Source organism: Actinomyces bovis, from assembly GCF_900444995.1.
In the GTDB taxonomy this organism is placed as follows: domain Bacteria; phylum Actinomycetota; class Actinomycetes; order Actinomycetales; family Actinomycetaceae; genus Actinomyces; species Actinomyces bovis.
This window is the reverse complement of the sequence record NZ_UAPQ01000007.1, coordinates 108,012-133,315: the sequence shown is the minus strand read 5'-3', so window position 1 is coordinate 133,315 and position 25,304 is coordinate 108,012. Positions and strand designations below refer to the sequence as shown.

The 25,304-nt window shown below is 64.6% G+C and carries 17 protein-coding genes and 1 tRNA gene; 14 read left to right on the top strand and 4 right to left on the bottom strand.

Annotation, left to right across the window (positions count from 1 at the left end):
* Window position 1 precedes the first annotated feature (1 nt).
* Genes DR039_RS06200 through DR039_RS06185 form a run of 4 tightly spaced genes read left to right on the top strand, consistent with a single transcriptional unit; the run spans window position 2 to window position 3,640 of the window.
* Entirely contained in the window at window positions 2-529 is a 528-nt protein-coding gene (locus DR039_RS06200; protein WP_229116847.1) for an alpha-amylase, read from the top strand.
* Window positions 529-1,581: a VWA domain-containing protein gene (locus DR039_RS06195; protein WP_229116846.1), complete on the top strand. Its 1,053-nt coding sequence runs from the start codon at window positions 529-531 to the stop codon at window positions 1,579-1,581. Before DR039_RS06200 ends, DR039_RS06195 begins: the two co-directional genes overlap by 1 nt.
* Window positions 1,578-2,630, top strand: a complete 1,053-nt coding sequence (locus tag DR039_RS06190) for a VWA domain-containing protein (protein ID WP_111836540.1) — start codon at window positions 1,578-1,580, stop codon at window positions 2,628-2,630. Before DR039_RS06195 ends, DR039_RS06190 begins: the two co-directional genes overlap by 4 nt.
* On the top strand, window positions 2,627-3,640 hold the full coding sequence (locus DR039_RS06185; RefSeq protein WP_111836539.1) for a hypothetical protein: 1,014 nt from the start codon (window positions 2,627-2,629) through the stop codon (window positions 3,638-3,640). The genes DR039_RS06190 and DR039_RS06185 overlap by 4 nt, the downstream gene beginning before the upstream one ends.
* 96 nt (window positions 3,641-3,736) lie before the next feature.
* Here the strand turns inward: DR039_RS06185 and DR039_RS06180 are convergent, their stop codons facing one another.
* Window positions 3,737-4,420 carry a TetR/AcrR family transcriptional regulator gene (locus tag DR039_RS06180; RefSeq protein WP_111836538.1) on the bottom strand — a complete coding sequence of 228 codons (684 nt, stop codon included), beginning with the start codon at window positions 4,418-4,420 and terminating at the stop codon, window positions 3,737-3,739.
* 175 nt (window positions 4,421-4,595) lie between these two features.
* Here DR039_RS06180 and DR039_RS06175 point away from each other — a divergent pair, with 175 nt between their 5' ends.
* Complete coding sequence (locus DR039_RS06175; protein WP_111836537.1) at window positions 4,596-5,327, top strand: M50 family metallopeptidase; 732 nt, start codon at window positions 4,596-4,598, stop codon at window positions 5,325-5,327.
* A 69-nt stretch (window positions 5,328-5,396) separates the two neighbouring features.
* On the opposite strand, the gene DR039_RS06170 is transcribed toward DR039_RS06175, so the two are convergent.
* Window positions 5,397-5,467, bottom strand: a tRNA-Gly gene (locus DR039_RS06170).
* A 198-nt stretch (window positions 5,468-5,665) separates the two neighbouring features.
* On the opposite strand from DR039_RS06170, the gene DR039_RS06165 reads away from it, so the two are divergent.
* The 4 genes from DR039_RS06165 (at window position 5,666) to DR039_RS06150 (ending at window position 11,386) form a co-directional block, all read left to right on the top strand.
* Complete coding sequence (locus tag DR039_RS06165) at window positions 5,666-6,184, top strand: TM2 domain-containing protein (RefSeq protein ID WP_111836536.1); 519 nt, start codon at window positions 5,666-5,668, stop codon at window positions 6,182-6,184.
* 134 nt (window positions 6,185-6,318) lie between these two features.
* Window positions 6,319-6,939: a dCTP deaminase gene (gene dcd, locus DR039_RS06160; protein WP_111836535.1), complete on the top strand. Its 621-nt coding sequence runs from the start codon at window positions 6,319-6,321 to the stop codon at window positions 6,937-6,939.
* Window positions 6,936-8,012, top strand: coding sequence for a hypothetical protein (locus DR039_RS06155; RefSeq protein WP_111836534.1), 1,077 nt, complete (start codon window positions 6,936-6,938; stop codon window positions 8,010-8,012). The genes dcd and DR039_RS06155 overlap by 4 nt, the downstream gene beginning before the upstream one ends.
* A gap of 206 nt (window positions 8,013-8,218) precedes the next feature.
* Window positions 8,219-11,386 carry an exo-alpha-sialidase gene (locus DR039_RS06150; RefSeq protein WP_111836533.1) on the top strand — a complete coding sequence of 1,056 codons (3,168 nt, stop codon included), beginning with the start codon at window positions 8,219-8,221 and terminating at the stop codon, window positions 11,384-11,386.
* A 180-nt stretch (window positions 11,387-11,566) separates the two neighbouring features.
* On the opposite strand, the gene DR039_RS06145 is transcribed toward DR039_RS06150, so the two are convergent.
* Complete coding sequence (locus DR039_RS06145; RefSeq protein ID WP_111836532.1) at window positions 11,567-12,259, bottom strand: 3'-5' exonuclease; 693 nt, start codon at window positions 12,257-12,259, stop codon at window positions 11,567-11,569.
* Between the two features lie 246 nt (window positions 12,260-12,505).
* Between DR039_RS06145 and DR039_RS06140 the strand changes: the two genes are divergently transcribed.
* The 4 genes from DR039_RS06140 (at window position 12,506) to DR039_RS06125 (ending at window position 22,785) form a co-directional block, all read left to right on the top strand.
* Window positions 12,506-16,981 (top strand): beta-galactosidase, encoded by a 4,476-nt coding sequence (locus DR039_RS06140; RefSeq protein ID WP_126622345.1) that lies wholly within the window; start codon window positions 12,506-12,508, stop codon window positions 16,979-16,981.
* Window positions 16,982-17,099: 118 nt separating this feature from the next.
* Window positions 17,100-20,894 carry a family 20 glycosylhydrolase gene (locus tag DR039_RS06135; protein WP_111836530.1) on the top strand — a complete coding sequence of 1,265 codons (3,795 nt, stop codon included), beginning with the start codon at window positions 17,100-17,102 and terminating at the stop codon, window positions 20,892-20,894.
* A 222-nt stretch (window positions 20,895-21,116) separates the two neighbouring features.
* Entirely contained in the window at window positions 21,117-21,908 is a 792-nt protein-coding gene (locus DR039_RS06130; RefSeq protein WP_111836529.1) for an NADPH-dependent oxidoreductase, read from the top strand.
* Between the two features lie 10 nt (window positions 21,909-21,918).
* Window positions 21,919-22,785, top strand: coding sequence for a serine hydrolase domain-containing protein (locus DR039_RS06125; protein ID WP_111836528.1), 867 nt, complete (start codon window positions 21,919-21,921; stop codon window positions 22,783-22,785).
* A gap of 11 nt (window positions 22,786-22,796) precedes the next feature.
* Here DR039_RS06125 and DR039_RS06120 read toward each other — a convergent pair whose 3' ends face one another.
* A complete protein-coding gene (locus DR039_RS06120) occupies window positions 22,797-23,606 on the bottom strand; it encodes an exodeoxyribonuclease III (protein WP_111836527.1) in 810 nt (269 codons plus the stop codon).
* A 208-nt stretch (window positions 23,607-23,814) separates the two neighbouring features.
* Between DR039_RS06120 and DR039_RS06115 the strand changes: the two genes are divergently transcribed.
* A complete protein-coding gene (locus DR039_RS06115; RefSeq protein WP_111836526.1) occupies window positions 23,815-25,182 on the top strand; it encodes an ABC transporter substrate-binding protein in 1,368 nt (455 codons plus the stop codon).
* Window positions 25,183-25,304 lie beyond the last annotated feature (122 nt).

Here is a 25,304-nt window from a genome sequence, read left to right as displayed (position 1 = left end):
CATGACCATTGCCTTTGACCCGCCCGTCGGCATGCCCCTGTGGATGGTGATAATCCCGATTATCGCGCTGCTGGTGGTTGCAGCCTGGCTGATCGGCACCTTCCTATCCACGCGCCGCGACCGCTCCCTGGGCTACGGCGATATCCCCATGGCCCCCACCGTTCGCGACCAGTGGGTCACCAAGATTGACGACGCCGAAGCCCGCTTCCGCAGCGGTGAACTCGACCTGCGCGCCCTGCACCTGGAACTGGCCGCCATCCTGCGTGGTTTCGCGGGAGCCCGCTCCGGGGTGGATATTGAGTCCTCCACGGTGCTGGAGATCCTGGATATTGCCGACACTGCAGGCCCACGCTCGCCCCTGGCTCGCCTGCGCCGGGTACGCGCCGCAGGCCGTCCCTTGGACAGCAACCCACTGGGGTACGTGGCTGAGCTCCTGGCTATCTGGGAGCAGCCCTCCTTTGACCGGGAACCGCGGGCTGCGGCTGAGCGTTCCCTGGTCTCAGCGCGAGAGGTGGTCACGCGATGGTAATGCCCTGGATGCCTTGGCTGATCGCCCTGGTGGCCATCGTGGTGGTGGTGGCGGCCCTGCTGGCTGGCAAACGGCACGCCACCGGCAAGCTGCAGGGAGGCAACCTGCGCCGAATCGCGAACTCTGCGCCGTTTTTGCGTTCACCGGCGGTGCGGGAGCGGATCGCCCGGCGTCGATTCCTCAATGCTGGGCTGGCGGTGCTGGCGGTGGCGGGGCTAATTGCCGCCGGTATTATCGCTGGCCGCCCCGCGAATGTTTCTACCCGCTCGGAGAAGCTAGCCAGCCGGGACATTGTGCTGTGCCTGGATGTGTCCTCCTCCATGTGGCAGGTGGATATGGAGGTCCTCAAGGCTTTCGACAAGCTGCTGGATAGCTTCCAGGGGGAGCGCGTGGCCCTGGTGGCCTGGAACCGGACTGCGCAGACCATGGTGCCGTTGACCGACGACTATGACCTGCTGCGCGAGCAATTCAACGTGGCCCGCGACGCCCTGGACTACACGCCTTCACTTACCTCCACTGCGGATGACGAGCGCTTCCTAGAGGTCTTCGGCGGCACGCTGTCAGAATCGGTCACTTCCTCCTCCCTGGCTGGGGATGGCCTGGCTTCTTGCAGCCTGGTGTTTGACCAAACGGAAGCCAAGGACCGTTCGCGCTCAATCGTGCTGGCCACCGACAATGTGGTGCTGGACCGCGGTCATGATCAGATTTACAGCCTGCCTCAGGCCGGCGACTTGGCTGCTTCCCGCAACATCCAGCTGTTCTCCCTATTTGGTTTTGACGAGTTCCAGGGCGGCGGTGGGGGTCACAAGCTTGATCCTGCTCCCTTCCGCCAGGAACTGAAGAATGTCACGGAGATTCACGGCGGCCTGTTCTACGACGTCACCGACCCCAAAGCAACAGAGGGGATCGTGAACCGCCTGCAACAAGACCAGGCGCAGATTCTCGAAGGTGATATCCGCACTATCTTCACGGATATCCCAGAGCGGGCAGTGCTGACCCTGGTGGTCTTCCTGCTGATTCTCCTGGGGCTGGCCGCTTGGAGGCGCGCATGAGTTTCAATCCCATGGTGCCGTGGTGGCTGCTGCTATTGCTGGTGCTGGCGCTTGGCGGCCTGCTGTTTTGGTCCAGCCGTTGGCTCCTGCGTGCCGACGCCGACCGCGGCGCCCGGCTCACCCTGCTGCGCCGGGGCGCCCTGGCCGCAGTGGTGGTGCTAATGGTGGCGGGCCCCTCCGTGCCCGTGTACCGGGGCCAGACCACCAGCAATGTGGAGGTCTACCTGCTGGTGGACCGTACCGGTTCGATGGCCGCTGAGGATTGGAATGGCAGCGAACCTAGGCTCAAGGGGGTACGCCAGGACATTTTGGATATTCGCCAAGCCATTCCGCAGGCGCGTTTTTCGATCCTGGCCTTGGACTCGACTGCCGCCCGCGAATTGCCGCTGACCAGTGACCTGGACGCCGTCGGCGCTTGGGCAGATTCCCTTAAGCAGGAGATCAGCGCTAAGTCCACCGGTTCCTCCCTGGAGCGGGGTATGCCGCTGCTGGCCCGCTCCTTGGTACGGGCTTACGAGAATGAGCCCGGGGATGTGCGCCTCGTCTTTATTCTTTCCGACGGCGAGCCCACTGACGGCGGCGCCGCAGCCAATGATGCCGCTGCGGCTGGGCTGAGCTGGGAGAAGATCAAGCCGCTGGTAGACGGTGGGGCAGTTCTGGGCTACGGCACCGCTGAGGGCGGCAAGATGCGGGAGTTCAATGGCAAAGCAGATTCTGGGGCGGGCTCCGACGCCCCATACCTTAAGGACAAGTCCACCGGTCAGGACGGCATCTCAAAGATTGACGAGAATGCGCTGAACGCCGCCGCCACCGGATTAGGCCTGCCCTATGTACATCGCACCGCACCGGGCGGGGTGGAGAGCTTCACCAAACTGGACGTGCCGACGATCCTCAAGGACGGGCGCGGCCGCCGCTCACACCACGGCTATCTGGTGTGGCCTTTAGGCCTCCTGGCTGCGGGCCTGATTATTTGGGAACTGGCCGCACTGGCCCAGGCCGAGGGGCGGCTGAGCCGCCTGGCCCCGAGCACCAGGAGTACCCACCCATGAGCAGTCCTGAGGTACCTGAGGTTCCCGCCGCCCCGGGAGCGGTGGTTACCGGCCCGGTCATCCCAGACCCGGCTGGCGACGAGCGCTTTGCCCGTGGGCATATGAGCGAGCAAGCCACCGAGGCCTACACGCAGACCGTCACGGTGGGCGAGGCCAAGCCAGAGTTGCCCCCGGAGGAGCCCGCCACCAAAGCTGCCCGCTTGCGACGCCGTCGGCGCCTATTGGCTATTGGCGCGGTGCCTGCGGCCTTGACCACCTTGGTGTCTATCTGGCTGGTGGCTATCGCGGGCCTGACCCTTTCTGGCAGCCACGCAGCCCAGAAGGAAAACTACGACCTGGCGGTCTCTCGCTTTGCCACAGTGGAATGGCTTGACCCGTGGCTGGGGCGCTGGCGCGTGCTTTACAACCTGGGCACAGCCGAGGCTCTAGCCCACCGCGGTGAGGATGCCGTAGCGCATCTGACCCAGGCGGTGGAGCGGGTACCCAAGGCCAAGCAGACCACTAACGCTGACGGCCAGCCGGTCTTGGATCCGCGCAGTGACGAGTGCAAAGTGCGCCGCAATCTGTACGCCGCCTACTTCATCATGGGGCAGTACTCGTCCCAGCCGATGAACCCCGACGACGTCAAGGCGCGCGCCGAGCAGGCCCTTAGCAGTTGTGAGCCACCCCCGCAGAGCAACCAGCAGCCGACCGCACCGCCCTCAGCTACGCCCACGGCGACGCCGACCTCTACCTCCACGCCGACGTCTTCCGCCGAACCGTCTGAGACACCCACTGCTGAGCCCAGTCAGGACCCTTCAGCTACGCCGAGTTCCAGCCCTAGCCCTTCGCAGGACCCTTCGGCCACACCCAGTGCTTCCGCGGAGCCAAGCGCCACCGCTTCGGCTTCCCCCAGCCCCAGCCCGGAGCCTTCACCAGACCCGCAGGCCACCTCCCTGGCTAGCCGGAATGCGGAGGCTAATGACCGTGGCAAGGACAGGAGCGGGAAGCGCCCCAACCAGCCCTGGTGAGTTGCTCGGCTGAACTGAGTCAGGTGTCGGCCTGACTGTCACCTGATGCCGGTGGGCTGCGTGGGCTTCAGTGCCAGCTGGATAATTTGCGCGAGCTCAGGCCATCACGCGCAGGGCGTGGGCCCGCTGGCTGGCGTGCCTTTCGGCGTCGGGAAGCAGCTTGAGTGAAGGCACCTCGTGGGTTGCGGGCGCCGAGCCGACAGCGCGCAGCACATAGGCGTCCAAGGCCGCCAGGAAGGCCTGGCGTTCCTCCGGTTCAGTGGGGGTGGGCCGCCCGCCCATTACGGTGGCGTGAATCAGCGGGATGACTTGGCGTGGGTCCTGGCGGGGGATTAGCCCCTGTTCCATGGCATCGGTGAGGATCTGGGCCAGCATCTGCAGCAACATGCCGGCATGCGCGCGCAGCCGGGAGGCGGTGGGGCGGGACACGGAGGAGGCCAGCGGGCCGGTGGTGGGGAAGTGATAGTGGCGCTTCACCAGGGCCTGTTGGCGGACGTATAGGCGCAGGCGGTCGATAGGGTCGGGGGTCTGGGCGAGGGCGCGGGCCAGCTCGGCGGCGTGCTGCTGCGTCTCATAGTCCATGAAGGCCAGCAGCAGGTCTTCTTTGTCAGTGAAGTGGTTGTAGACGGCGGTGCGTCCCACTCCGGCGCGGTTGGCGACGTCGGAAAGCGTGATCTTGTCGAAGGTGCGTTGGGAGAGCAGGGCGGACAAGGCGTCGAAAAGGGCTGTGCGGGTGCGCTCGCGGTGTTCAGCTAGGTTGGCTCCCATAATCTTCGGCATGTAGGTAACCCTAACCCACGAAGTGACGGCCCACGAACATCCGTCACCTCCCGCTCCAGCGCCCTGCTGCCGCCGTTTTCCTGCCATAACTGGCGTTTTCGTGCTGGGGCTGCGGTGGCGCCTTGCCCTGAGCGAGAAAACACCACTCTCGTGGGGGTGCTGGCAGACTGCCCTTATGCACAGCACTGAACCCGGCCTTTGGCAGCAGCTCTGGCAGACCGTGGTGGATCATTCCGCCCGCACTACTCCGCCTGAGCCCGCCACTCTCTGGCCTGTGATCGTCCTAGTGGTGCTGGTTATTGCTGTTCCGCAGGCCCGGCGTTGGGGGCGGGCGCTCGGCACGATCGTCCACGAGGCCGGGCACGCCGTCGTCGGCATGGCGGTGGGGCGCCGCTTCCATGGCTTCACCGTTGCCCATGACCTGTCGGGCGCAGCCGTCACCAGTGGACCCGAACGCGGATTAGGGCGGACTCTGACCAGCTGGTCCGGCTATCCGGCCCCCGCACTCCTCGGGGCGGTGCTTACGGCCAGCGCCCTGCGCGGCTGGGCTGGCACCACCTTGGCTGGCATGGCGCTTGGCCTGCTGTTCCTGCTCCTTATGTCCCGTTCCCTGCGGACGGTGGGTTTGGTCGCTCTGGTGGCGCTGCTTACTGCTGCCTTGTGGTGGTGGGGCGACGCCGTCGTGCCGCTGCGTGACGGGGTGGTCGCTGGGCTGGGGCTTGTGCTGCTGCTGGGGGCTTGGGATGCACTGCTCGACGTCGCCCGCTCCCGTGACGCGGGCCAAGATCACCGTACGCTCGCCCGGATCACCTTCCTGCCAGCGTGGTTTTGGTTAGGCACCTGGGTGGTGGCCTGCGCGGCCTGCACCTGGGCGGTGGTGCGTGCCGGCGCCGGCGTCCTGTGGTGAGCAACGAGCGCAGATCAGCTGCCCGAAAGGAAAAACCCCGCACCGTAAACCGGTGTGGGGCTCTCTCCGAGCGGGTGACGGGAATCGAACCCGCGCTGTCAGCTTGGGAAGCTGAAGTTCTACCATTGAACTACACCCGCGCTCACCTGGGAGGTGCTGGAGCAGCATACCCCACCAGTGCCCAATACCCGCAAAGCGAGCCTGTGAACCGTGCCCCAGGAGCCGTGAAGGAGAGATATGGCGGAGCGACTAGGCACTCTGGGATAGCCTGGAGTAGGCGGTGTGTTTCAAGCGCTGCTGGCAGCTCCGTCAGCTACCCATCAACCGTGAGGCCCGAAATGTCGACATCCAACCCCTATGACAACAACTCGGCTTACTCCAGCCCTTCGGCCGACGCCGCGCAGGCAGGCGGATACCCAGGCAACAACGCTGGCTACCAGCAGCCCTACGGTGCTGAGCAGCCCTACGCCGCTGGCAACCAGCAGCCTTACGGTGCCGGGCAGCCCTACGCCGCCGGCTACCAGCAGCCTTATCAGCAGCCCGGCGCCTTCCAGGCGGGATATCCGGATCCGAATGCGGCAGCCTACGCGCAGGCCGCAGCCATGGGGCGTTCCCCGAAGTCCAAGGTTGCTGCCGGGGTAATCGCCTTGTTCATTGGCACCCTGGGCATCCACAACTTCTACCTGGGGCGCACTGGACGAGGGCTGGCACAGCTGCTGCTCACGGTGCTCTCCTGTGGCTTGCTGACTCTCGTGACCGCTCCCTGGGCAATTGTCGAGGGCATCATGATCCTCGTCGCTGAACCCGGCTCCACCCCCTGGGGCGTCGATGCCGAGGGCTACCCGCTGGCATCCTGAGCCACTCGGCGCACCGGACGAGACGCCGTTGCGCCCAGCTCCGCGCCCACAGTGCCGCCGCTGCGCCCCTACTAGCTCCGCAGTGCTGGCGCAGGCGCGAGACGTGATCGCCTGGGTCGTGCCACAATCGCCCCGTGCTGCTATCTGACCGTGACATCCGTGCCGAGTTGGAGGCTGGTCGCGTGGTCCTGGACCCGCTGGACTTGAACATGGTCCAGCCGGCCTCCATCGACGTGCGCCTAGACCGCTGCTTCCGGCTATTCGACAACCACCGCTACCCGGTAATTGACCCGGCTGCCGCCCAGGACGGCCTGACTCACCTGGTAGACGTGGGCCCAGACGAGCCTTTCGTGCTGCACCCCGGTGAATTCGTGTTGGGCGCCACCTATGAGCGCATCACGCTTCCCGACGACGTCGCCGCCCGCCTGGAGGGCAAGTCGAGCCTGGGGCGCTTGGGCTTGCTGACCCACTCCACCGCGGGATTCATTGACCCGGGCTTCATTGGGCACGTCACCTTGGAGCTGTCAAATACGGCCACCATGCCAATCAAATTGTGGCCCGGCATGAAGGTGGGGCAGCTGTGCTTCTTCCGCCTGTCCAGCCCAGCCGAACGGCCCTATGGTCAGGGTGCTTCGGGCTCCCGCTATCAGGGGCAGCGCGGTCCTACGGAGTCTCGCTCGCACCTGTCCTTCCACCGCGTGCGCATTGAGGATGGCTCCGCCCAGGAGACTGGCGCGCAGGAGACTTCGGCATGAGCACTGGCTCTTTCCCCACAGATCCCTCCCTGGCCCTGCCTATGGACCTGGGGGCGCCGTCGATGAGCGATGGCTTTCCCGCCGGAATGATGGCGGATCATCACCTCCTGCTGCTGGCTGACGACGTCGCCGCCGACGAGGTGGAGGCCCTGGCTCTCTCCATGGATCTGCACTCCGGTTGGGTGGGGGCGGGGCGCTTGCAGTTGGCCCCGGGGGCCTGCCTGCTGGGGCCGTGGCAGATTCCCGATGGCACCCACAAAGCCATTGGTCTGCCCGAATGGGTGAGCCAGGTGATGGTGCTTGACTGTCCGCCCGAGCGCTCTGGCCCGCTGCCGCAGTTCATGGTGGGCAAGGATGCGCTGATGGACTGTTTCCCAGAGGGGCAGCCCACCGGCACTGAGTTGCTGGCGCTGCACCGACTGCGCGATATTGCGCGGCGGCTGGCGGGCGGCATTCGGGTGGCGCCGCTGGGTCAGGTGGTTGTGCCGGATCCGGAGCGCTCCACGATGTTGGTGGTCTACTCGCCTGTGTGGTTGATGCCGGAGGCGGCGGAGGTGCTGCTGGCGCGCTTTTCTCCCGGGGTGGCTATGGGCTTCCAGCTGGCGGCGGAGGTGCAGGTGGATGACGAGTCCGTGCGCACCGGCACGCGACAGGTGGCGCAGACTGTAGGCGCGGAGGCGATGGAGACTGCCTGGCGTTTGGCTAAGCAGGAAGATGAACGCCGCGCTGCCAGCAACGAAGATGATGAACTGGACGGTTATAGCTTAGTGATGCCTATTGATTCGGGGCGTTCAGACTGGGGTCGTGTGGAGTTGCGGGCTCGAGGCGTCACAGAGTTGCCCCTGTCTGTGCTGGGTGAGCCCTGGGCTATGGGGGAGGGGGCGCTGCGCTACGTCGTCACCTGGCAGCCGCATGAGCCCCGGGATGCCTTTGCTGAGTATTTGCCGCCTGCGCGGGCGGAGGAGCGGCGTGCCGTGCGTGCGCTCATCGAGCAGGTGACCGGGGCGGTGCTGGGCGCTGTGGGCGGCGTAGCTGTGGACGATTGCGGTTTCCTGGTCTCCCTGGAGGGCTGAGGCAACGGCCTACCAGCCGCCCTGGGGTGCTGGTTGGCCGCTTGGCTGAGCTGAGCGGGCTGTGGGGTGCTCGCCAGAATCTTGCGGGAATTTGATTTCGATTCGGATAAGACTCTCGGCTACAGTGCGGGTGTTGTCAGACATCTCATCTCTGGCAGGCTGCCCACGACGACGTCGGCAGTTCCCCAATCCCATTGGAGCTCCGCATGAGAACACAGAAGTCCTCGCGGCACGGCCACCACCTGCGTCGGCCCCTGGGCACCCTAGGTGCCCTGGCCTTGGCAGGTGCCGTGCTCACCTTCCCCGCGGCCCCGGCCTCGGCTATCCCCACCGAAGACGGTGCGATGGACGTGACCATCACTCTGAACAACCCGAACCCGGACCACCGCTACCAGGTCGGTGACGTCCTGACCTACACCATCCAGCTGAAGAACACCAGCGGCTCCGCCCATTCTTTCCAGCTCGAAAAGTCGAACCTGGAGGGCAATGTCGCTGCTTGTAAGTGGCGGACCATCCAGAAGGATGAGACCAAGTCCGACTGCAACAACCACGCCCAGCACAGGGTGACTGCCGATGACTTGACTCGGGGCAGCTTCACCCCCGAGGCCTCCTTCACTATGCGGGCGCCCGGCAGCCACACTGGAAAAATCCTCAACACTCCGCAGACCATTAAGGGTGAACCTACCCCGATCAAACGGCCGGCCGTGGAAGTTGAGCGGATCACGGTTTCTCCTGCTAAGGACTCCTACGCCGTAGGTGACACCATCACGCTGACCCCGCGGATTCGCTCCGTGTGGGGCGCAACGACGGATGTCTCGGTGCCTGCTTCCAATTTTGGGGTGACTAATGAGTGCAACTGGCAGAAACTGCCAGCAAACGATGTTTATAACTGCCAGCCGATCACCTACACCATCAAGCAGGCGGACGCTGAAGCTGGCTCTTGGACACCCTCTATCACTGTGAAGTCGGCCCTGACCTCGGACAAGTCTGAGCTGCACACCCTCACCTTCGCGGGCGATCCGATCAAGGTGACGGGCTCTTGGCCTCAGGCGCAGCCGGGAATCTCTCCCAGCGCAGACGAGAACCTGGCAGCCGCCATGTCTGAGCGTCAGGCACTGGCCACCACCACTTCAACGGACAATTACCGGATCCCGGCGATCGCCGTGGCTCCTAACGGAGACCTGCTGGCTTCCTACGACGAGCGTCCCAAGGACAATGGAAACAAGGGTGGGGACTCTCCGAACCCTAACCACATCGTGCAGCGCCGTTCCACGGACAATGGCAAGAACTGGGGCGTGCCTACCTACATCCACCAGGGCATTGAGACTGGCTTCAAGAAGGAGGGGTACTCCGATCCTTCCTACGTGGTGGACTATGAGACTGGCAAGATCTTCAACTTCCACGTGAAGTCCTATGACGTGCGTTTCCAGGACTCGGTGGCCGGTACCGACCCGGCGGCCCGCAATGTCTTGCACGCAGAGGTCTCTACCTCCACCGACAATGGCCACACCTGGACCCACCGGGAGATCACCACTGAGGTTGATGCCGGGATCAATGCTAAGTCCCGCTTTGCGGCCTCCGGCCAGGGCATCCAGATGCGCAATCACCCCAAGCACAAGGGGCGCCTGGTGCAGCAGTTCACGGTCAAGCGCGCTAACGATGACTACCAGGCAGTCTCCCTGTTCTCCGACAACCACGGCGAGACCTGGACTGTGGGCACCCCGGTAGGTACCCGTATGGATGAGAACAAGGTCGTGGAGCTTTCCGACGGCACGCTCATGATGAACTCGCGCGACTCGGCGAACTCCGGCTACCGCAAGGTTGCCAAGTCCACCGACGGCGGGGCCACCTGGGGTGAAGTCACCCTGGACCGCAGCCTGCCTGACCCCACCAACAACGCCCAGATCATCCGCCTGTACCCCAACGCCCCAGCGGATGACCCCAAGGCTTCGATGCTGCTCTTCACCAACACTGCCGGCAGCGGTCGCACCCAGGGCACCATCTCCCTGTCCTGCGACAACGGCACCAGCTGGGCGGCGCGCAAGACCTTCTACCAGCCTTTCACCGGCTACTCCACCATTGCGGTGCAGCAGGACGGCACCATCGGCCTCCTCTCTGAGGACGACAGCTACAGCGGCATCTACTACCGCAACTTCACCCTGGCCTGGGCTGGCTCGCACTGCACCCAGCCCAATGCTTCCGCCACGGCCTCCGCTGCCACGGTGTACCCGGGCAAGGACGCCACCGTTACCGTGACGGTCAAGAACCCGACCGGCAAGGATCTGACGGGCGTGACCGTCACCGCGCCGTCCTCCGAGGTCGTTGCCCTCACTCCCACCGGCGAGGTGCCGACCACAGTTCCTGCCAAGGGCCAGGCCGTCTTCACCTTCACTGCCAAGGCCACAGGCCTGGGCGAGGCCGCACTGACCTTCCCGGTCGCCTTTGCGGGCGGGCCGCTTGAGGCCAGCGTCAAGCTGGTGGCCACCGCTGGCCCGGATGTCAGTCCCGAGGCAATTGCTGCGGACTCCCAGGAGCTGGTGGGAGAGACCGCGCCAAACGGCCCGATCTCCGCTGCGGTGGATGGCGACCCCAACACCTTCTGGCACACCGAGTGGAAGAATGCTGCGCCCGGCTTTGACCCGGTCACCGGCCATTGGATCGACCTGAAGGTCAAGGAATCTGACGTTCCGGCAGACCAGACCCCACACATCGTGGGACTGAACTACACGGCGCGCCAGAACTCTGACATGGGCCGGGCCAAGGACTACAAGATCTTCACCTCCGCAGACGGGAAGACCTGGTCTGAGCAGCCCGTAACCACTGGCACCCTGCAGAACACCAAGGAACTGCAGCGCATCCCGCTGGATGTGAAGTCCCGCTACGTGCGCTTCATGGCCATGAACAACTACTCCACCGGCAAAAACGCCCGGTTCCTGGTGGCCGGTGAGCTCAGCCTGACCCTCAAGCTAAGCGCCCCGGAGCCGGAGCCCAACGCCACTATGCCCGCCTACGTGTCCAAGATCTTCGCGGACTCGCCAGCGTCGGTGCTGAAGGGTGATTGGGATGGTGATGGCACGGTGACTTATGCGGTGCGTGTGGGTACGCGGGTGGTGTTCTATAACGAGAACCGCACTGATGCCCCAGTTTATGCTTCGGTTTCTTTGGGCCGGGCCGCCGATGAGTTGCTGGTGGGTGACTGGGACAATGACGGCAAGGACACTTTGGCTTTGCGTCGTGGCACCACGGTGTTGACCCAGACTCGTTTGACCAGCAGCGCCACCACCAAGGTGAACGTTGAAGGGATCACTGCTAGCTCGAAGCTCACTGTGCACAAGGAGTCGGGTAAGGCGGATGTGATTGTGGTGGTCAAGTGAATTGACCACTTGAGCTGAGGGCCTTCTGGCTGCTTGGTATTGGCTGGGCCTGGTGACCTCCCCACACGGGAGACACCAGGCCCAGCTGGGTCTTAGGGGGGCATGTTTGTGGCGAGTTCGCCTGCACTGCGGGCGTTTTGGTCATGAACAGGCGAACTGGAGACAAGCACTACCAGACAACTAAACCGGACGCAGCCGCAGCAGCCCAGCCTGCGCCTGCGCGGCCACCGCATCCCAAGCCCAGTGCGCCAATCCCTCCGCCGCTGCCTCCAGCTCCAGCGCCCAAGGCTCCGCATTCCCCCGCTGGGCGGCCACATTCAAGTAATGACGCAGCAGTCCAGCGCTGGCGCGGGCGTCGTCGAGCGCAGTGTGGTGCTGCGCTAAGGGCACGCCTGCCGCCTGGCAACAACTCACCAAGGAACGCGACGGCGTCGAGATGAAGCTCCGCGCGCTGCGCATTGTGCAAAGCTGCGCCAGCTCCACCCCACCCTCAAGCCACCCGCCAGTTACCAACACTGGCACCAAGAACCCCAAGTCAAAGCGCACGTTATGCGCCACCAGCACCCGCCCCGCCAGGCTGCCTGCCAATAGGTCGCAGATGGCCGCCAGGGTGGGCGCGCCGCGCAGATAGGCCAGCTCGATTCCGTGGATGTGCTTAGGACCCACATCCTCCAAATCAGCTACGCCTATCAATGTGCTCCAGGCGTACTCCTCCCGCCCCTGGCGGTCCAGCAACACCACCCCCACCTCAATCACCTGGTTGTGCTGTGGGGACAGGCCAGTAGTCTCCACATCAACGACGGCGTAGCCGCGCTTTCTGGCGCCGGTGGCCGGTGGAGGGTTGCCTGGAACCGGGGTGGAGACTGTGGACATCGCCAGGATCGTAGGTCATTAGCTGGTCAAGTTGATGAAAGCCCGCAAGATCTGGCTATCACCCTGTGGTCTGAGCGTAGCTGGTGGTAGATTCGGGATGCGAGCAGAATCGATCACACGCGATGGTGCGTCTGATCGCCTGCTTTCCCCGTAATTTCGCCGGTTTTCGCCAGGTTTGGGTTGTTGTGCCTAAATGACGGTAACTGACGATTAATAACTCCGTTTCCAGGACCCGGAGGTGTGACAATGCCGTCCCCCAATCCCACCGCCTCAAGCCGGTCGCGCCGCAGGCGCAAGCCGCGCCGATCGGCGGGAATCACCTTGGCACTCACCAGCGCCCTTGCGCTCACCGGCACCGGCTTCCCCGCCGCCTCGGCAGTAGCTGCCAGCGACGCTACCGCCCACCCAGGCCTGGCCGCCGTCAACCGCTACACACCCGCCAACATCACCTTCCCCGGCAACGACGGCAAGTCCCACACCGTCACCTATGACAAGAACTCCTTCATGATCGACGGGCAGCGCCTGTCCATCTGGTCCGGGGAGATCCACTACTGGCGCCTGCCGGACGTCAACGGCTGGCGGGACATCTTCCAGAAGATGCGCGCCAACGGCTACAACGCCGTCTCCCTGTACATGTTCTGGGGCTTGCACCAGGCCGAGGAGAACGGGGACTTTGACTTCAGCCCCGGCACCATCAAGGACCTGGACCTCCTGCTCACCCTGGCTGAGGAGGAGGGCCTGTACGTCATTGCTCGCCCTGGCCCGTACGTCAATGCGGAAATCTCCATGGGTGGTCTGCCCGCCTATATGAGCAACTACGGCGGTGGTCTGCGCTCCAATGACGCTAAGGCCCTGGCTGCCTCCAAGTCCTGGCTGACAGCAGCCAACCAGATCATCTCCAAGCACCAGATCACCAATGGTGGCGGCTCCGTGCTGGTCTACCAGGTGGAAAACGAGCTCGTAGAAGGCAATAACCCAGACTACGAGTTTCTCACTGAGCTCACCAAGCATGTCAAGAGCACCGGCATCACCGTGCCCCTGTTCCACAATGACTGGAACCTATCTGGCCGTTTGCGCGATACCTCCCGCACCGGCCTGGACTTCTACGCCTACGACGCCTACCCCGTGGGCTTCAACTGCTCCGCAGGAAGAAACCAGATTGGGGACTCGGAGGATGCCTTCCATGGTTTCTCACCGAACTCCCCCAATTTCATCACCGAGTCTCAGGGCGGTGCTTTTACTCCCTGGGGTGCCAGGTACCAAGCCTCCGACTGCTACAAGTACACCGATGAGAAATTCACCCGTCAGTGGGGCGTGAACAATATCGGCAACGGCGTCACCGCCTTCAACTTTTACATGGGCTTCGGTGGCACCAACTGGGGTTGGACCGGTTCCCCGGCCTCCGGCTTCACCTCCTATGACTACGGCGCCGGCATCACCGAGGACCGCAAGCTCACCCCCAAGGCCTCCGTGCAAAAGGAGATGGGCTACTACCAGCGGGCCGTGCCCCAGGTCGCCTCCATGGACGCCGTCGCTGCCCCGCGCGCCAATGTCAGCAGCGGCAGCACTGTCAAGGTCTACCAGCGGCAGGCCACGGATAAGACCAACTCCGCCACCGGCAACGGCGCACGCACCATCGCTCTGCGCCTAGACAGCTCCAACAGCGAGACGGACACCTCCTTCACCATCCCGCTGAACCTGGGCAAGTCGCAGGCCGCCGCTGAAACTGGCTTCAGCCATGACGACCGCGATGCCGCCATCACCTACACCGGCACCTGGAGCCAGGTGGCAGACGGCACCGCCGCCAAGGGCACTGTCAGCCGCTCCACCACAGTGGGTGACACCGCCAGCTTCAAGTTCAACGGCACCGGCGTGAAACTGATTGTGGCCACCGGCACGGATCACGGCGCCTTTGAGGTAAAGGTCGACGACGGCGACCCCACCACCGTCAACACCGCCACCGTGGACACCGAGCAGAACAAGCCCACCCAGCACAAGGCCTTTGAGGCCACTGGTCTCAAGGCTGGCCCGCACACCATCACTGTGAAGAACCTGGGCGGTGCCAAGGGCAATGTCCTAGATGTGGATGCCTTCGACGTCACCGCTCCGGCTGCCGCTGAGGCCGTCGTAGTCAACAACTCCGACACCTCCAAGATCACCTACGCGGGCAGCTGGGAGCACGCCTCGGGGAAGAACTGGACCGCCGGGGACATCAACCGGGACGAAAGCTTCTCCAAGACCAAAGGTGACTCCTACTCCTTCACCTTCACCGGTGTGGGCTTTGACCTGGTGGCGCCTTACTCCGTCAACCACGGCTCTGCCACCGTCACCGTGGATGGCCAGGAGGTTGGCAAGACCAAGGAGGAGGTGACCGGAGACGCCGCAGCCCAGAAGACCGTCTTCTCCTGGCGTGCCACTGACACCAGTGCCCCCGCCAGCCACACCGTGAAGGTGACTGTGGACGGCGAGCCCTTCCCCGGCTCCCAAGACGCCTTTGTCTCTCTAGACGCCGTGCGCTACTACCCGGATGCCACCGCTCTGCCAAGCGACACAGGCACCGTGCCCGCCGGGACCATCGGCTGGAGCCGCATCCCGCAGAAAGCAGACACCAGCCTCAAGCTGCATGGCCGCGACGCCCTCCTGCTCACTGCCGACACCAAGATCGCCGGACACGAGCTGTACTACACGACCTCCCAGCTCTTCGCTGAGCCCATCGCCATGGACGCCGCCACCGTTCAGTACCTGGTGGGCGCCGACGGCGACGCCGGTGAAACCGTGCTGCACTACGCCGCTGAGCCCACCGTCAAGGCCCCTGAGGGCGTTGAGAAGACTTGGGACGCTGCGCGTGGTGAACTGCGCCTGAACTACACCCACGGCGCCCAGCCGCAGGATGTCACCATCACCGCTGCAGGCCAAAGCCCGCTGACCCTGCGGCTGATCAACCGCACTACCGCTCAGACCACCTGGGTGCTCACCGCCATGAAGGACGGCCAGGCGACGCCGGTAGCCGTGGAGGGTGTGGAGCTGGCTCGCACCGCCACCTTTGCAGGCACCAAGCTGGAGCTGACCGGCTCGGTTTCCCAGGACTCCAGCCTGCGAGTTCTGGCTCCAGCTGGCACCACTGCCGCCAGCTGGAATGGCCAGGACCTAGGCGCGCTCAGCCAGGGCGCGGCCACCGCCAGCCTGAGTGGCCCGAGCCAGGTTTCCGAGCAGAGCCTGTCCTTTGTCAAGCAGGAGGACAATGCCTACGCCGCTGTTGACTACGACGACTCTGCCTGGACCACCGCCGCGGACACCACCTCCAAGCAGTCCCAGAACTACCCAGGCATAATCCGCTACAGCAACCGGGACGGCAACCAGCAGGGCCCTGGTCGCGCAGGCGTGGTGCTGGACTCTAACCACTACGGCTTCCACAATGGCTCGGTCTGGTACCGCGCCCACTACACCGCCAGCTCCAATGACCCGACCCTGCGCATCAAGGCCACGGCCTCCAAGGGCGCCCCCCGCCAGGGCAGGAACCCCGGCTTCGCGCAGGTCTGGGTAAACGGCCAGTACGCGGGTGCCGTCTCTGCCGAGGGAGGCTGGCAGGACATCAAGTCTCCGACCGGCTCGGTGCAGGCCGGACAGCCCGTGGTGGTGGCCATTTTGGTCAACAACCTGGGCCTCAGCCTGGACTGGAGCAACGGCTCCGGAGGTGGCGCATCCCAGTCCAAGGAGAACCGAGGGCTCTACGACGCCGACCTCAAGGCCGCCGGCCCGGTTACCTGGAAGATCATGGGTGCCCCCACCACCTCCGCCAAGGACGCCGCCAACCCTTCGGGCACCATCTATAACAACGGTGGTCTCCAGGGGGAGAAGGCCGGCTGGTACGGCAAGACCTTCGATGACTCCGCCTGGGCGGCGGCCACGGATCTGCACGCCACCACCCCCGGCGTCACCTGGTACCGCGCCAAGGTCAACCTAGATGTGCCTGCAGGCCAGGACACGGCCTTCCGCCTAAACCTGAACTCGGCACGCTTCAAATCTCGGGCGGACCGTTCGCAGGCCACGATCTTCGTCAACGGTTGGAACACCGGCGTGTACATCGGTGATATGGGTCCGCAGAACTCCTTCACCGTGCCGCAGGGCTTCTTGAACCTCAAGGGCGAGAACACCATCGCTATCGCGGTGGCCTCCAAGGAAGCTGGAGCTGGGCCGGACTCAGTGACGCTGAGCGCCATCCACTCCACCACCATGCCGGAGGCCAAGACTGCGCCCGAGCCTTCACCGACGCCGACTACCTCGCCGTCGGCAGAGCCCACCACCGCCCCGACCGTGGAGCCGACTGCCTCCCCGACGACGCAGCCGGAGCCGAACGCCACCATGCCCGCCTACGTGTCCAAGATCTTCGCGGACGCACCAGAGTCGGTGCTGAAGGGCGACTGGGACGGCGACGGCACGCAGAGCTACGCCGTGCGCGTGGGCACCCGGGTGGTGTTCTACAACGAAAACCGCACCGACGCCCCCGTCTACGCCTCCATCTCCATCGGCCGCGCCACTGACAAGGTCTACGTGGGCGACTGGGACGGAGACAAGCGGGACACGCTGGCCCTGCAACGCGGCACCACCGTGTACTACCAGACCCAGCTGACCAGCACGGCGACCACCAAGGGCACTGTGCCCGCAGGCGCCACCCTGAAGGTCACCAAGTCCGGTGGCAAGGACGTGCTCACCCCCCAGTGAGCACCCAAGCGGGTGGGCTGCCCTGCGCACTCCCCAGCACAGGGCAGCCCACCCGCTGTTTCTCTGCAAGCACCCACCGATAATCCCCGCCCCAACTCCAGGAAATGAGGAAGGAACAATGACGATCCGACCCACTAGCCGCCTGGCGCGCCTTTGCGCAGTCACGGCTGCCCTAGCCATGAGCGGACTGGGGGTGAGCGCAACCGTCCCGGGCCTAGTCCCACAAGCCGTCGCCGCCGTCGCCGCCAACGTGGCCCTGGCCTCCGCAGGCGCCACGGTTACCGCCTCCGGTTCCGAAGTCCCCAACAAATGGCAACCCAGCGCCGTCATTGACGGAGGCAGCTCCGGTGACTCCCGCTGGTCCTCCAACTACAGCGACCAGGCCTGGATCGCCGTCCAGCTGGCCCAGCCCACCACCATCGACCACGTGACTATCCGCTGGGAAGCAGCCTGCGCCGCCAAATACCACCTGGAGGTCTCCCAGGACGGCCAGAGCTGGACCCGCGCCACGGACACCATCACCCCCACCTGCGGCACCAAAGACACCCAGACCCTCAAAGCTGAGGTGGCCGCCCAGCAGTGGAAGCACGTCAAAATGCAGGCCGAAGGCCGCACCCTCATTGATGGCAATTACTACGGCGTCTCCCTATACGAGCTAGAGGTATGGAACGGCCCCGCTCCGGTGCCGACCACCAGCAGTATCAAGCTGGTGCCGCTCCCCGCCAACCTGACGGATAACTCCACCACCCAGCAGCCCTTCACCCTCAAGCCCAACTCCCGCGTAGTAGTTACCGGTGCCCAGGGCGGCCCAGCAGCCAAGATTCTGGCCGCTGAACTCAGCGCTGCCACCGGTTACAGCATCCAGGTGGTAAACGGTGCCACCCCCACAGCCGACGACGTCGTGCTAGCCACCGGGGCTGTGGACATCAGCACTGGCCGCACCGAGGAGGCCTACTCGCTGACCACCAGCAGCACCGGCGCCGTCATCACCGCCAACACTGAAAAAGGCATGTTCTACGGCACGCGCACCCTCAAGCAGCTCTTCCCCGCAGCCATTGAGTCACCCACCGCGCTGAGCCAGAACTGGACCGCGCCCGCCGTCGCCATCACCGACGCGCCGCGCTTCGAGTACCGCTCCCTGATGATCGACCCCACCCGCTCCTTCCTGGAAGTAGACGAGGTCAAGAAAATCATCGATGAGATCTCCGACCTCAAGCTGAGCTCCCTGCACATGCACCTAGCAGACGACCAGGGATGGCGCATTGAGATCACCAACGAAGGCCGCGAGGCCGGTGACAGCATCGACTACACCAAGCTCACTGAGATCTCCGGCAAGACGGCCATGAATATGCACGACCGTGCTCCCGCCAACGAGCTCGGCCGCACCGGCTACTACACGCAGGCACAGTACCGGGACCTGGTGGCCTACGCCGCCACCAAGCACATCACCGTAATTCCGGAGATTGACCTGCCCGGCCACACCAACGCCGCCCTGCACGCGATCCCCGAGCTGAACACCACCGGCTCCTCCCACGCGGGCACAGCTGAAGAGCCCACAGCACCCGCCAACGGCACCGGTGATGTCGGCTACTCCTACCTGGACCCAAATTCACCAGCCACGGACGCCTTCATCAAGCATGTGCTTAAGCAGCTGGCCAGCATGACCACCGGTCCGTACCTCCACGTGGGCGGGGATGAGTCGCATAAATTCGTGGAACGTTACGGTCATACTGCCTTCAACCAATTCGTCGCCAAGATCGGCGGCTACGTTAAGGAGACCGGCAAGAACCGCATTGGTTGGAACGAGATCGCTTCCGGCACCCTGGAAAAGGGAGACGGCGTCCAATACTGGCACGGCGACACTAATAACGTCCGACGTGCCGTCACCCAGGAAGGCGCCAAAGTACTCATGTCCAAGGGCAATGCCGCCTACCTGGACCAGAAGTACAGCCCCAAGACGCCAATCGCCCTGGACTGGGCCTGTAAAGGTGACTGCGATGTGCGGCACTACTACGACTGGGACCCGGCCAAGGTGATCCCAGATGTCACTGATGCCAGCATCCTCGGCCCGGAGGGCCCGCTGTGGTCCGAGACCCAGCGTGGCGGCGACGAGACCGAGTTCCTCATGTGGGGCCGCCTGGCCAGCCACGCTGAAATCGGCTGGTCTGAGCAGGCCGACCGGGATGTGGAGGACTTCGTGGGGCGCCTATCCGCCCAGGGGGCTCGCTGGAACTTCGAGAACACCAACTTCTACGACTCCCCGCAGGTCACCTGGGGTGCGGAGCTGGCAGGAACCGCCGGCCTGACCCTGGCCACCGGCGCCGAAGCCACCGTGCCCGTGGGGGCGCTCGCGGCCCCCGGCACCAAAACGGACGGCAGCACCATCTCGGTGGACTCCGTTAACGACGCCGACGGCACCTCGGCTTCCGCAGTACCCGCTGGCTCCAAGGTAACCATCGACTGGGGCGACGGCAGTGCCACCACTGAGGCCACCATCAGCGCCAAAACGCCGCGCGACGCCTACAACGCTGCTGGTCTCTACACCCTGGCGGGCACGCACCGTTATGCCACCGCAGGCGACTTTAAGGTCACTCTTAGCTTCGCAGGCAAGACCGTGACTACTCAGGCGCATGTGGCTGACGGAGCTACCAGCACCCCGCTGCCCACCCCCTGGGACTCCTCGGTTCAGGCAGCCGCTGAGGTGCCGGACACTGACTTCGCCGTCGGTGACCGCGTGCCCATGAACATCACCGGCTTCCCCCCGAACACCTACGTCACCATCAAAATCGGTGACACCCTGCTGGGTACCTTCCGCACTGACGCTAAGGGCGAGCGCACCGGCCAGTACGTGAATATCCCCGGCTCGGTGTATTCCGGGCAGGACCAGGACCTGACTTTCACCGCCGGTGACCGCGTGGTCACCAAGAAGGTCAATGTGACCGGTGGCCTAGTGCCGCTGGAGAATCGCCTGCCCAGCACGAGCCTGACCCTGGTGGCATACGACTCCCAGGAGACCGCGGGCGAGACTCCGCCGAACGGCCTGGCTACCGCCGCCATTGACGGCAACCCGACCACCTTCTGGCACACCAAGTGGCAAGGTGGCAGTGACCCCTTCCCGCACTACATCACGCTGGGCCTGCCGCAGGACAAGACCTGCAAGGTCACGGGCTTTGAGTACCAGGGACGCGCGGGCAACGCCAACACCCGGGTCAAGGACTATGAGCTGCTCGTCTCTATGGACGGCCAGGAGTGGACGCTTGTCAACAGTGGTGCACTCAAGAACAGCGATGTGCCGCAGGCGGTGAACTTCCCCGCTGACAAACACCAGACGGCGAAGTTCGTGAAGATGCTTCAGAAGAACTCTCACAACGGTGACGCCTTCGGTGGCGCCGCTGAAATCCGCGTGGGCGCCGTATGCAGTGACGGCACGCCGGAGCCTTCGCCGACGCCGACTACTTCGCCGTCGGTGGAGCCCACCACGGCCCCGACCACGGAGCCCACTACGGCCCCGACGACGCAGCCGGAGCCGGAGGGCTCGAAGCCGGCTTATGTGTCTAAGGTGGACAGTGGTGCTCTTGGCACGGTGCTCAAGGGTGATTGGGATGGTGATGGCACGGTGACTTATGCGGTGCGTGTGGGCACCCGGGTGGTGTTCTACAACGAGAACCGCACTGACGCCCCGGTTTATGCTTCGGTTTCTTTGGGGCGGGCCGCTGACGAGTTGTTGGTGGGTGACTGGGACAATGACGGTAAGGACACTTTGGCTTTGCGTCGTGGCACCACGGTGTTGGCCCAGACTCGTTTGACTAGCAGTGCCACTACCAAGGTGATGGTTGAGGGGATCACTGCTGGCTCGAAGCTCTCTGTGCACAAGGAGTCGGGTAAGGCGGATGTGATTGTGGTGGTCAAGTGAATTGACCACTTGAGCTGAGGGCCTGTTGGCTGCTTGGTATTGGTTGGGCCTGGTGACCTCCCCATACGGGGAGACACCAGGCCCAGCTGGGTCTTAGGGGGGGCATGTTTGTGGCGAGTTCGCCCGTTTGTGGCGAGTTCGCCTGCACTGCGGGCGTTTTGGTCATGAACAGGCGAACTGGAGACAAGCTCTACCAGACAACTGAACCGCTAGGGTCAGGGCATGACCACCACCGCCCTCAATACCCCGGACCGCGCCCCCTTAGACAACTCCACCATCCGCACCCAGCTGGCCCACCGCACCATCCGCGCCTTCACCCAGGAGCCGCTGAGCGACGACGTCGTCACCACCCTCCTGGAAGTGGCCCGCCACACCGCCACGGCCTCCTTCCAGCAACAGCTAACGGTGATCCGCGTGCAGGACCCCAACATCCGCGCGCAGATCCACTCCGCCTCCGGCCAGCCCTATGTGGGCGGCACCGCCGGAGAACTCTTCATTCTGGTGGCAGATCTGCACCGCAACGCCTGGCTACGCGAAAGCGCTGGCGCAGACCTGGCCCCGTTGGAAACCACCAACCTCTTCATGGCAGCGGTGGAGGACGTACTCCTGGCCGCCCAGAATATGGTGCTTGCCGCAGAATCCCTAGGGCTGGGCACCTGCTACCTCGGCTCAATTCAAGGGGATCCACGCCTGGTGATCTCCGCCCTGGGTCTGCCGCAGCGCACCTTCCCGGTGCTGGGTTTGCTGGTGGGGCACAGCGCGCAGGAGCCGCAGTACAAGCCGCGCCTGCCCTTGGCCGTCACTACCGGCGTGGACGCCTACCCGGACCCGGCAGCGCATGCAGAGGAAATCGCCGCCTACGACCAGGTGGTGCAGCAGTACTACGACCTGCGTGACTCCAACCAGCGCATCGACTCCTTCAGTCACCAGATCGCCACCGCCTTAGGCCAGGGCCGGGCCGCGCAGTCCCCAATGTTGGACGTCCTGCACGAGCAGCGGCTCTGCTTGCGCTGAGGCGGTGTTCATGAGCGACGCCGTCGCCGCGCTGGGGGCTGAGCAGGTTCCCACCCTGGCACAGTTTGATTTCCCAGTGGCCCTAGTGGTTACCGCCCGGGGCCGCACCATCCTGCGGGCCGGTCAGACCACGGAGGTTTTCCCCTTCGCCTCAGTGACCAAGCCCCTGGTGGCCTGGTCGGCACTGGTGGCGGTGGAGCGCGGGCTGCTGCGCCTAGAAGACCCGGCGGCGCCGTCGTCGCCAGCCCTGGCAGGTGCCACCATCCGCCACCTGTTGGCTCACGCCTCGGGGCTGGCCTTTGCGGGGCGCGCACCAGACGGCAGCGAGCTGCGGCGGGCGGCACCAGGGGAGCGGCGGATTTACTCCAATCGCGGTATCGAGGTGCTGGGGGAGCGGTTGGAGGAGGCGACGGCGACGCCCCTAGAGGCCTGGGTGGAGCAAAGCGTGCTGGTGCCCCTGGGTATGGCCAGTGTGCTGATTCCGGGCTCCCCGGCCTACTCGGGCGAAGGCAGTGCGGCGGATCTGGCGCTTTTTGCTCAAGAACTAGCTGCGCCCACGCTGGTGTCTGCGGCGCTGGCGCGCGAGGCCTGCACGGTGGTTTTCCCGGGGCTGGGTGGTGTGTTGCCCGGCTACGGCATGCAGAAGCCCAATGACTTTGGGCTGGGCATGGAGTTGCGTGGCAATAAGCAGCCGCACTGGACCGGGAAGGGCAACAGCCCGCAGACCTGCGGGCACTTTGGGCAGTCCGGGTCCTTCCTGTGGGTGGACCCAGTGGCGAGCAAGCAGGCGGTGTTTCTGGGGGCTGAGCCTTTCGGGGAGGTGCACCGCCGCCTGTGGCCTGCGCTCAACGACGAGGTGCTGGCATTGGATTGCTAGGCGCTGCGCGCTCAGTCGATGGTGACGATTACGGGCGCGTGATCAGAGGCGCCTTTGCCTTTGCGTTCAAAGCGGTCGATGGCGGCGGCGCTTACCCGCGCTGCCAGGGCCGGAGAAGCCTGCACAAAGTCGATCCGCATGCCCTCATTGCGGGGGAACCGTAGCTTTTGGTAGTCCCAGTAGGTGTAGCCATCCACCAGCTCGCGGGTGACCTCCCGCAGTCCGATCTGCGTGAAGGCCGCGAAGGCCTCCCGTTCAGGAGCAGAAACGTGTGTGGCTCCCGCAAAGGCCGCCATATCCCACACATCTGTGTCCAGCGGGGCCACGTTCCAGTCGCCCACCAGTGCCAGCGGCAGGTCGGGCTGGGCCGCAAGCCACTGGTCAGTGGCCTGACGCAGGGCCTCCAGCCAAGCCAGCTTGTAGGTGTAATGCGGGTGCTGGAGTTCGCGGCCATTGGGCACGTACAGGCTCCACAGTCGCACGGGCGCGCCGGGGCCGGTGGTGCCCACGGTGGCGCCTAGCGCCCGAGCCTCCACGACGGCGTCGGCCTCTGGTGAGCTCGCCCAGGCGGGCTGCCCTAGGAAGCTAGTGGCGACGTCCTCTAGGCCCACGCGGGAGGCGATTGCTACGCCGTTCCACTGGTTCAAACCATGGACGGATAGCTCGTAGCCAGCCTCCTCAAGCGCGGCTCGCGGGAACTGTTCGGGCTTGCACTTGATTTCTTGCATGGCGAGGACATCGATGTCTTCACGCTCCAGAAAGGCTGTGACCCGGTCAATGCGGGTGCGGATGGAGTTGACGTTCCAGGTGGCCAGGCGCATGAGGGCAGCGTACCGGCTGGGCGATCGCGCAACCCGGTGCCCGGTACTAGGCTCAGGCTGCGCGAAGTTGAGCGAATTGAAGATCGAAACTGGTTGACGTAGATCTGAAACAGCGCCTAGACTCTGCGTAGAGTCAATTGCTTTCCCCAGCAATCGATCAGGACCGAGCAGAGAGGCTCGGTTCAAAGACTCATCAGGAGATGCTCTAATGAAGACCAAGCTTTCTGTCACCCGTCGTCAGGTAATCGCTGGAGGCGCCGCCACCGCGAGCGTTGCCACACTCGCAGCTTGTGGTGGTTCCAAAGACGCCAAGCCCACCGCTGGCGCTTCTAACGCGATGTCCGGTGCCCCTGCTGCCGGCGGCGAGGTTGTCAAGCTGCGTTACTGGCACCGCCTGCCCGATGCTGAAGGCATGACCAAGGTCGCCGACATCGTGGCTAAGTGGAACAAGGAAAACCCCAAGATTCAGGTTGAGGCCACCAAGTTCGACGGCAAGCCTGACGAGTCCTACGCCAAGATCGCCCAGGCCGTGAAGGCTGGCGACGCCCCTGACCTCGCGCAGGTCAACCTCGGTCACGTCGCCTCGCAGTACATTGCCGGCAACCTGGAGGACGTCGCCAAGGAGGTAAAGGAAGGCGGCTACGCCGAGCACTTCGCCGCTGGTCTGATGAGCCAGTGCATGCTGGGCGACGTCGTCGTCGGCCTCCCGCAGGACTCCGGCCCACTCGTCTACGTGTACGACAAGGCCGCCTTTGACGCCCTGGGCATCACCGTGCCCACCACCTGGGACGAACTCAAGACCGCTGCCACCACCGCCAAGGCACAGGGCAAGTACATCATGACCTGGCAGGGTGACGAGGCTGGCAATATGCTGCCCGGCCTGGCCGCCGCCGCTGGCGCCACCTGGTTCAGTGTGGAGAACGGCGACTCCTGGAAGGTCGCTATCGACTCTCCGGAGACCGCCAAGGTCTCCACCGTCCTGCAGGGCCTGATCGACGAGGGCCTGTGCCTGCTGCTCTCCGACGGCCGCTGGGGCAAGGAGTGGGGCACCAAGCTCATCGACGGCACCATCATCGGCACCGTTGCTGCCGGTTGGGAGCCCGCCTTCATGCTGGGTGACCTCAAGAAGGAAGAGACCCAGTGGCAGGTTGCCAAGCTCCCCAAGTTCGGTGACAAGGACATGACCGGCCCCGACGGCGGCTCCGCCGTCTGCGTCATCAAGGGCTGCAAGCACAAGGCTGAGGCCGTCAAGTTCCTGGACTGGTTCAACACCCAGGTGGCGGACCTCGTCAGCCAGGGCCTCGTTGTGGCCACCACCACCGGCAAGCCCACCACCCCCGACGCCATGAAGAAGCTCTGGGGCGGCCAGGATGTATACGGCTTCCTTGCCGAAGCCAACGCCACCATGAACCCCAACTTCCCCTTCTCCCCGACCTGGGCCTCCACCTCGGACAAGATGAAGGAGATTGGCGGCAAGGTCACCACCGGCGAGAGCAAGGTGGCCGAGGTCTTCACCGCTGGCCAGACCGAGGCTGTCGACTCGCTCAAGAAGGCTGGCCTCAAGGTCGCGGAGTGACCCTCTGCCTGAACCTCACACAGTGAGCCACTGATTCGTCCGGTGGGTGGTGCGTCCGCCGCACCACCCACCGGACACTCATTTTCATGGCCGCCATAAGGCGCGGCTACCTTGGCCGCATC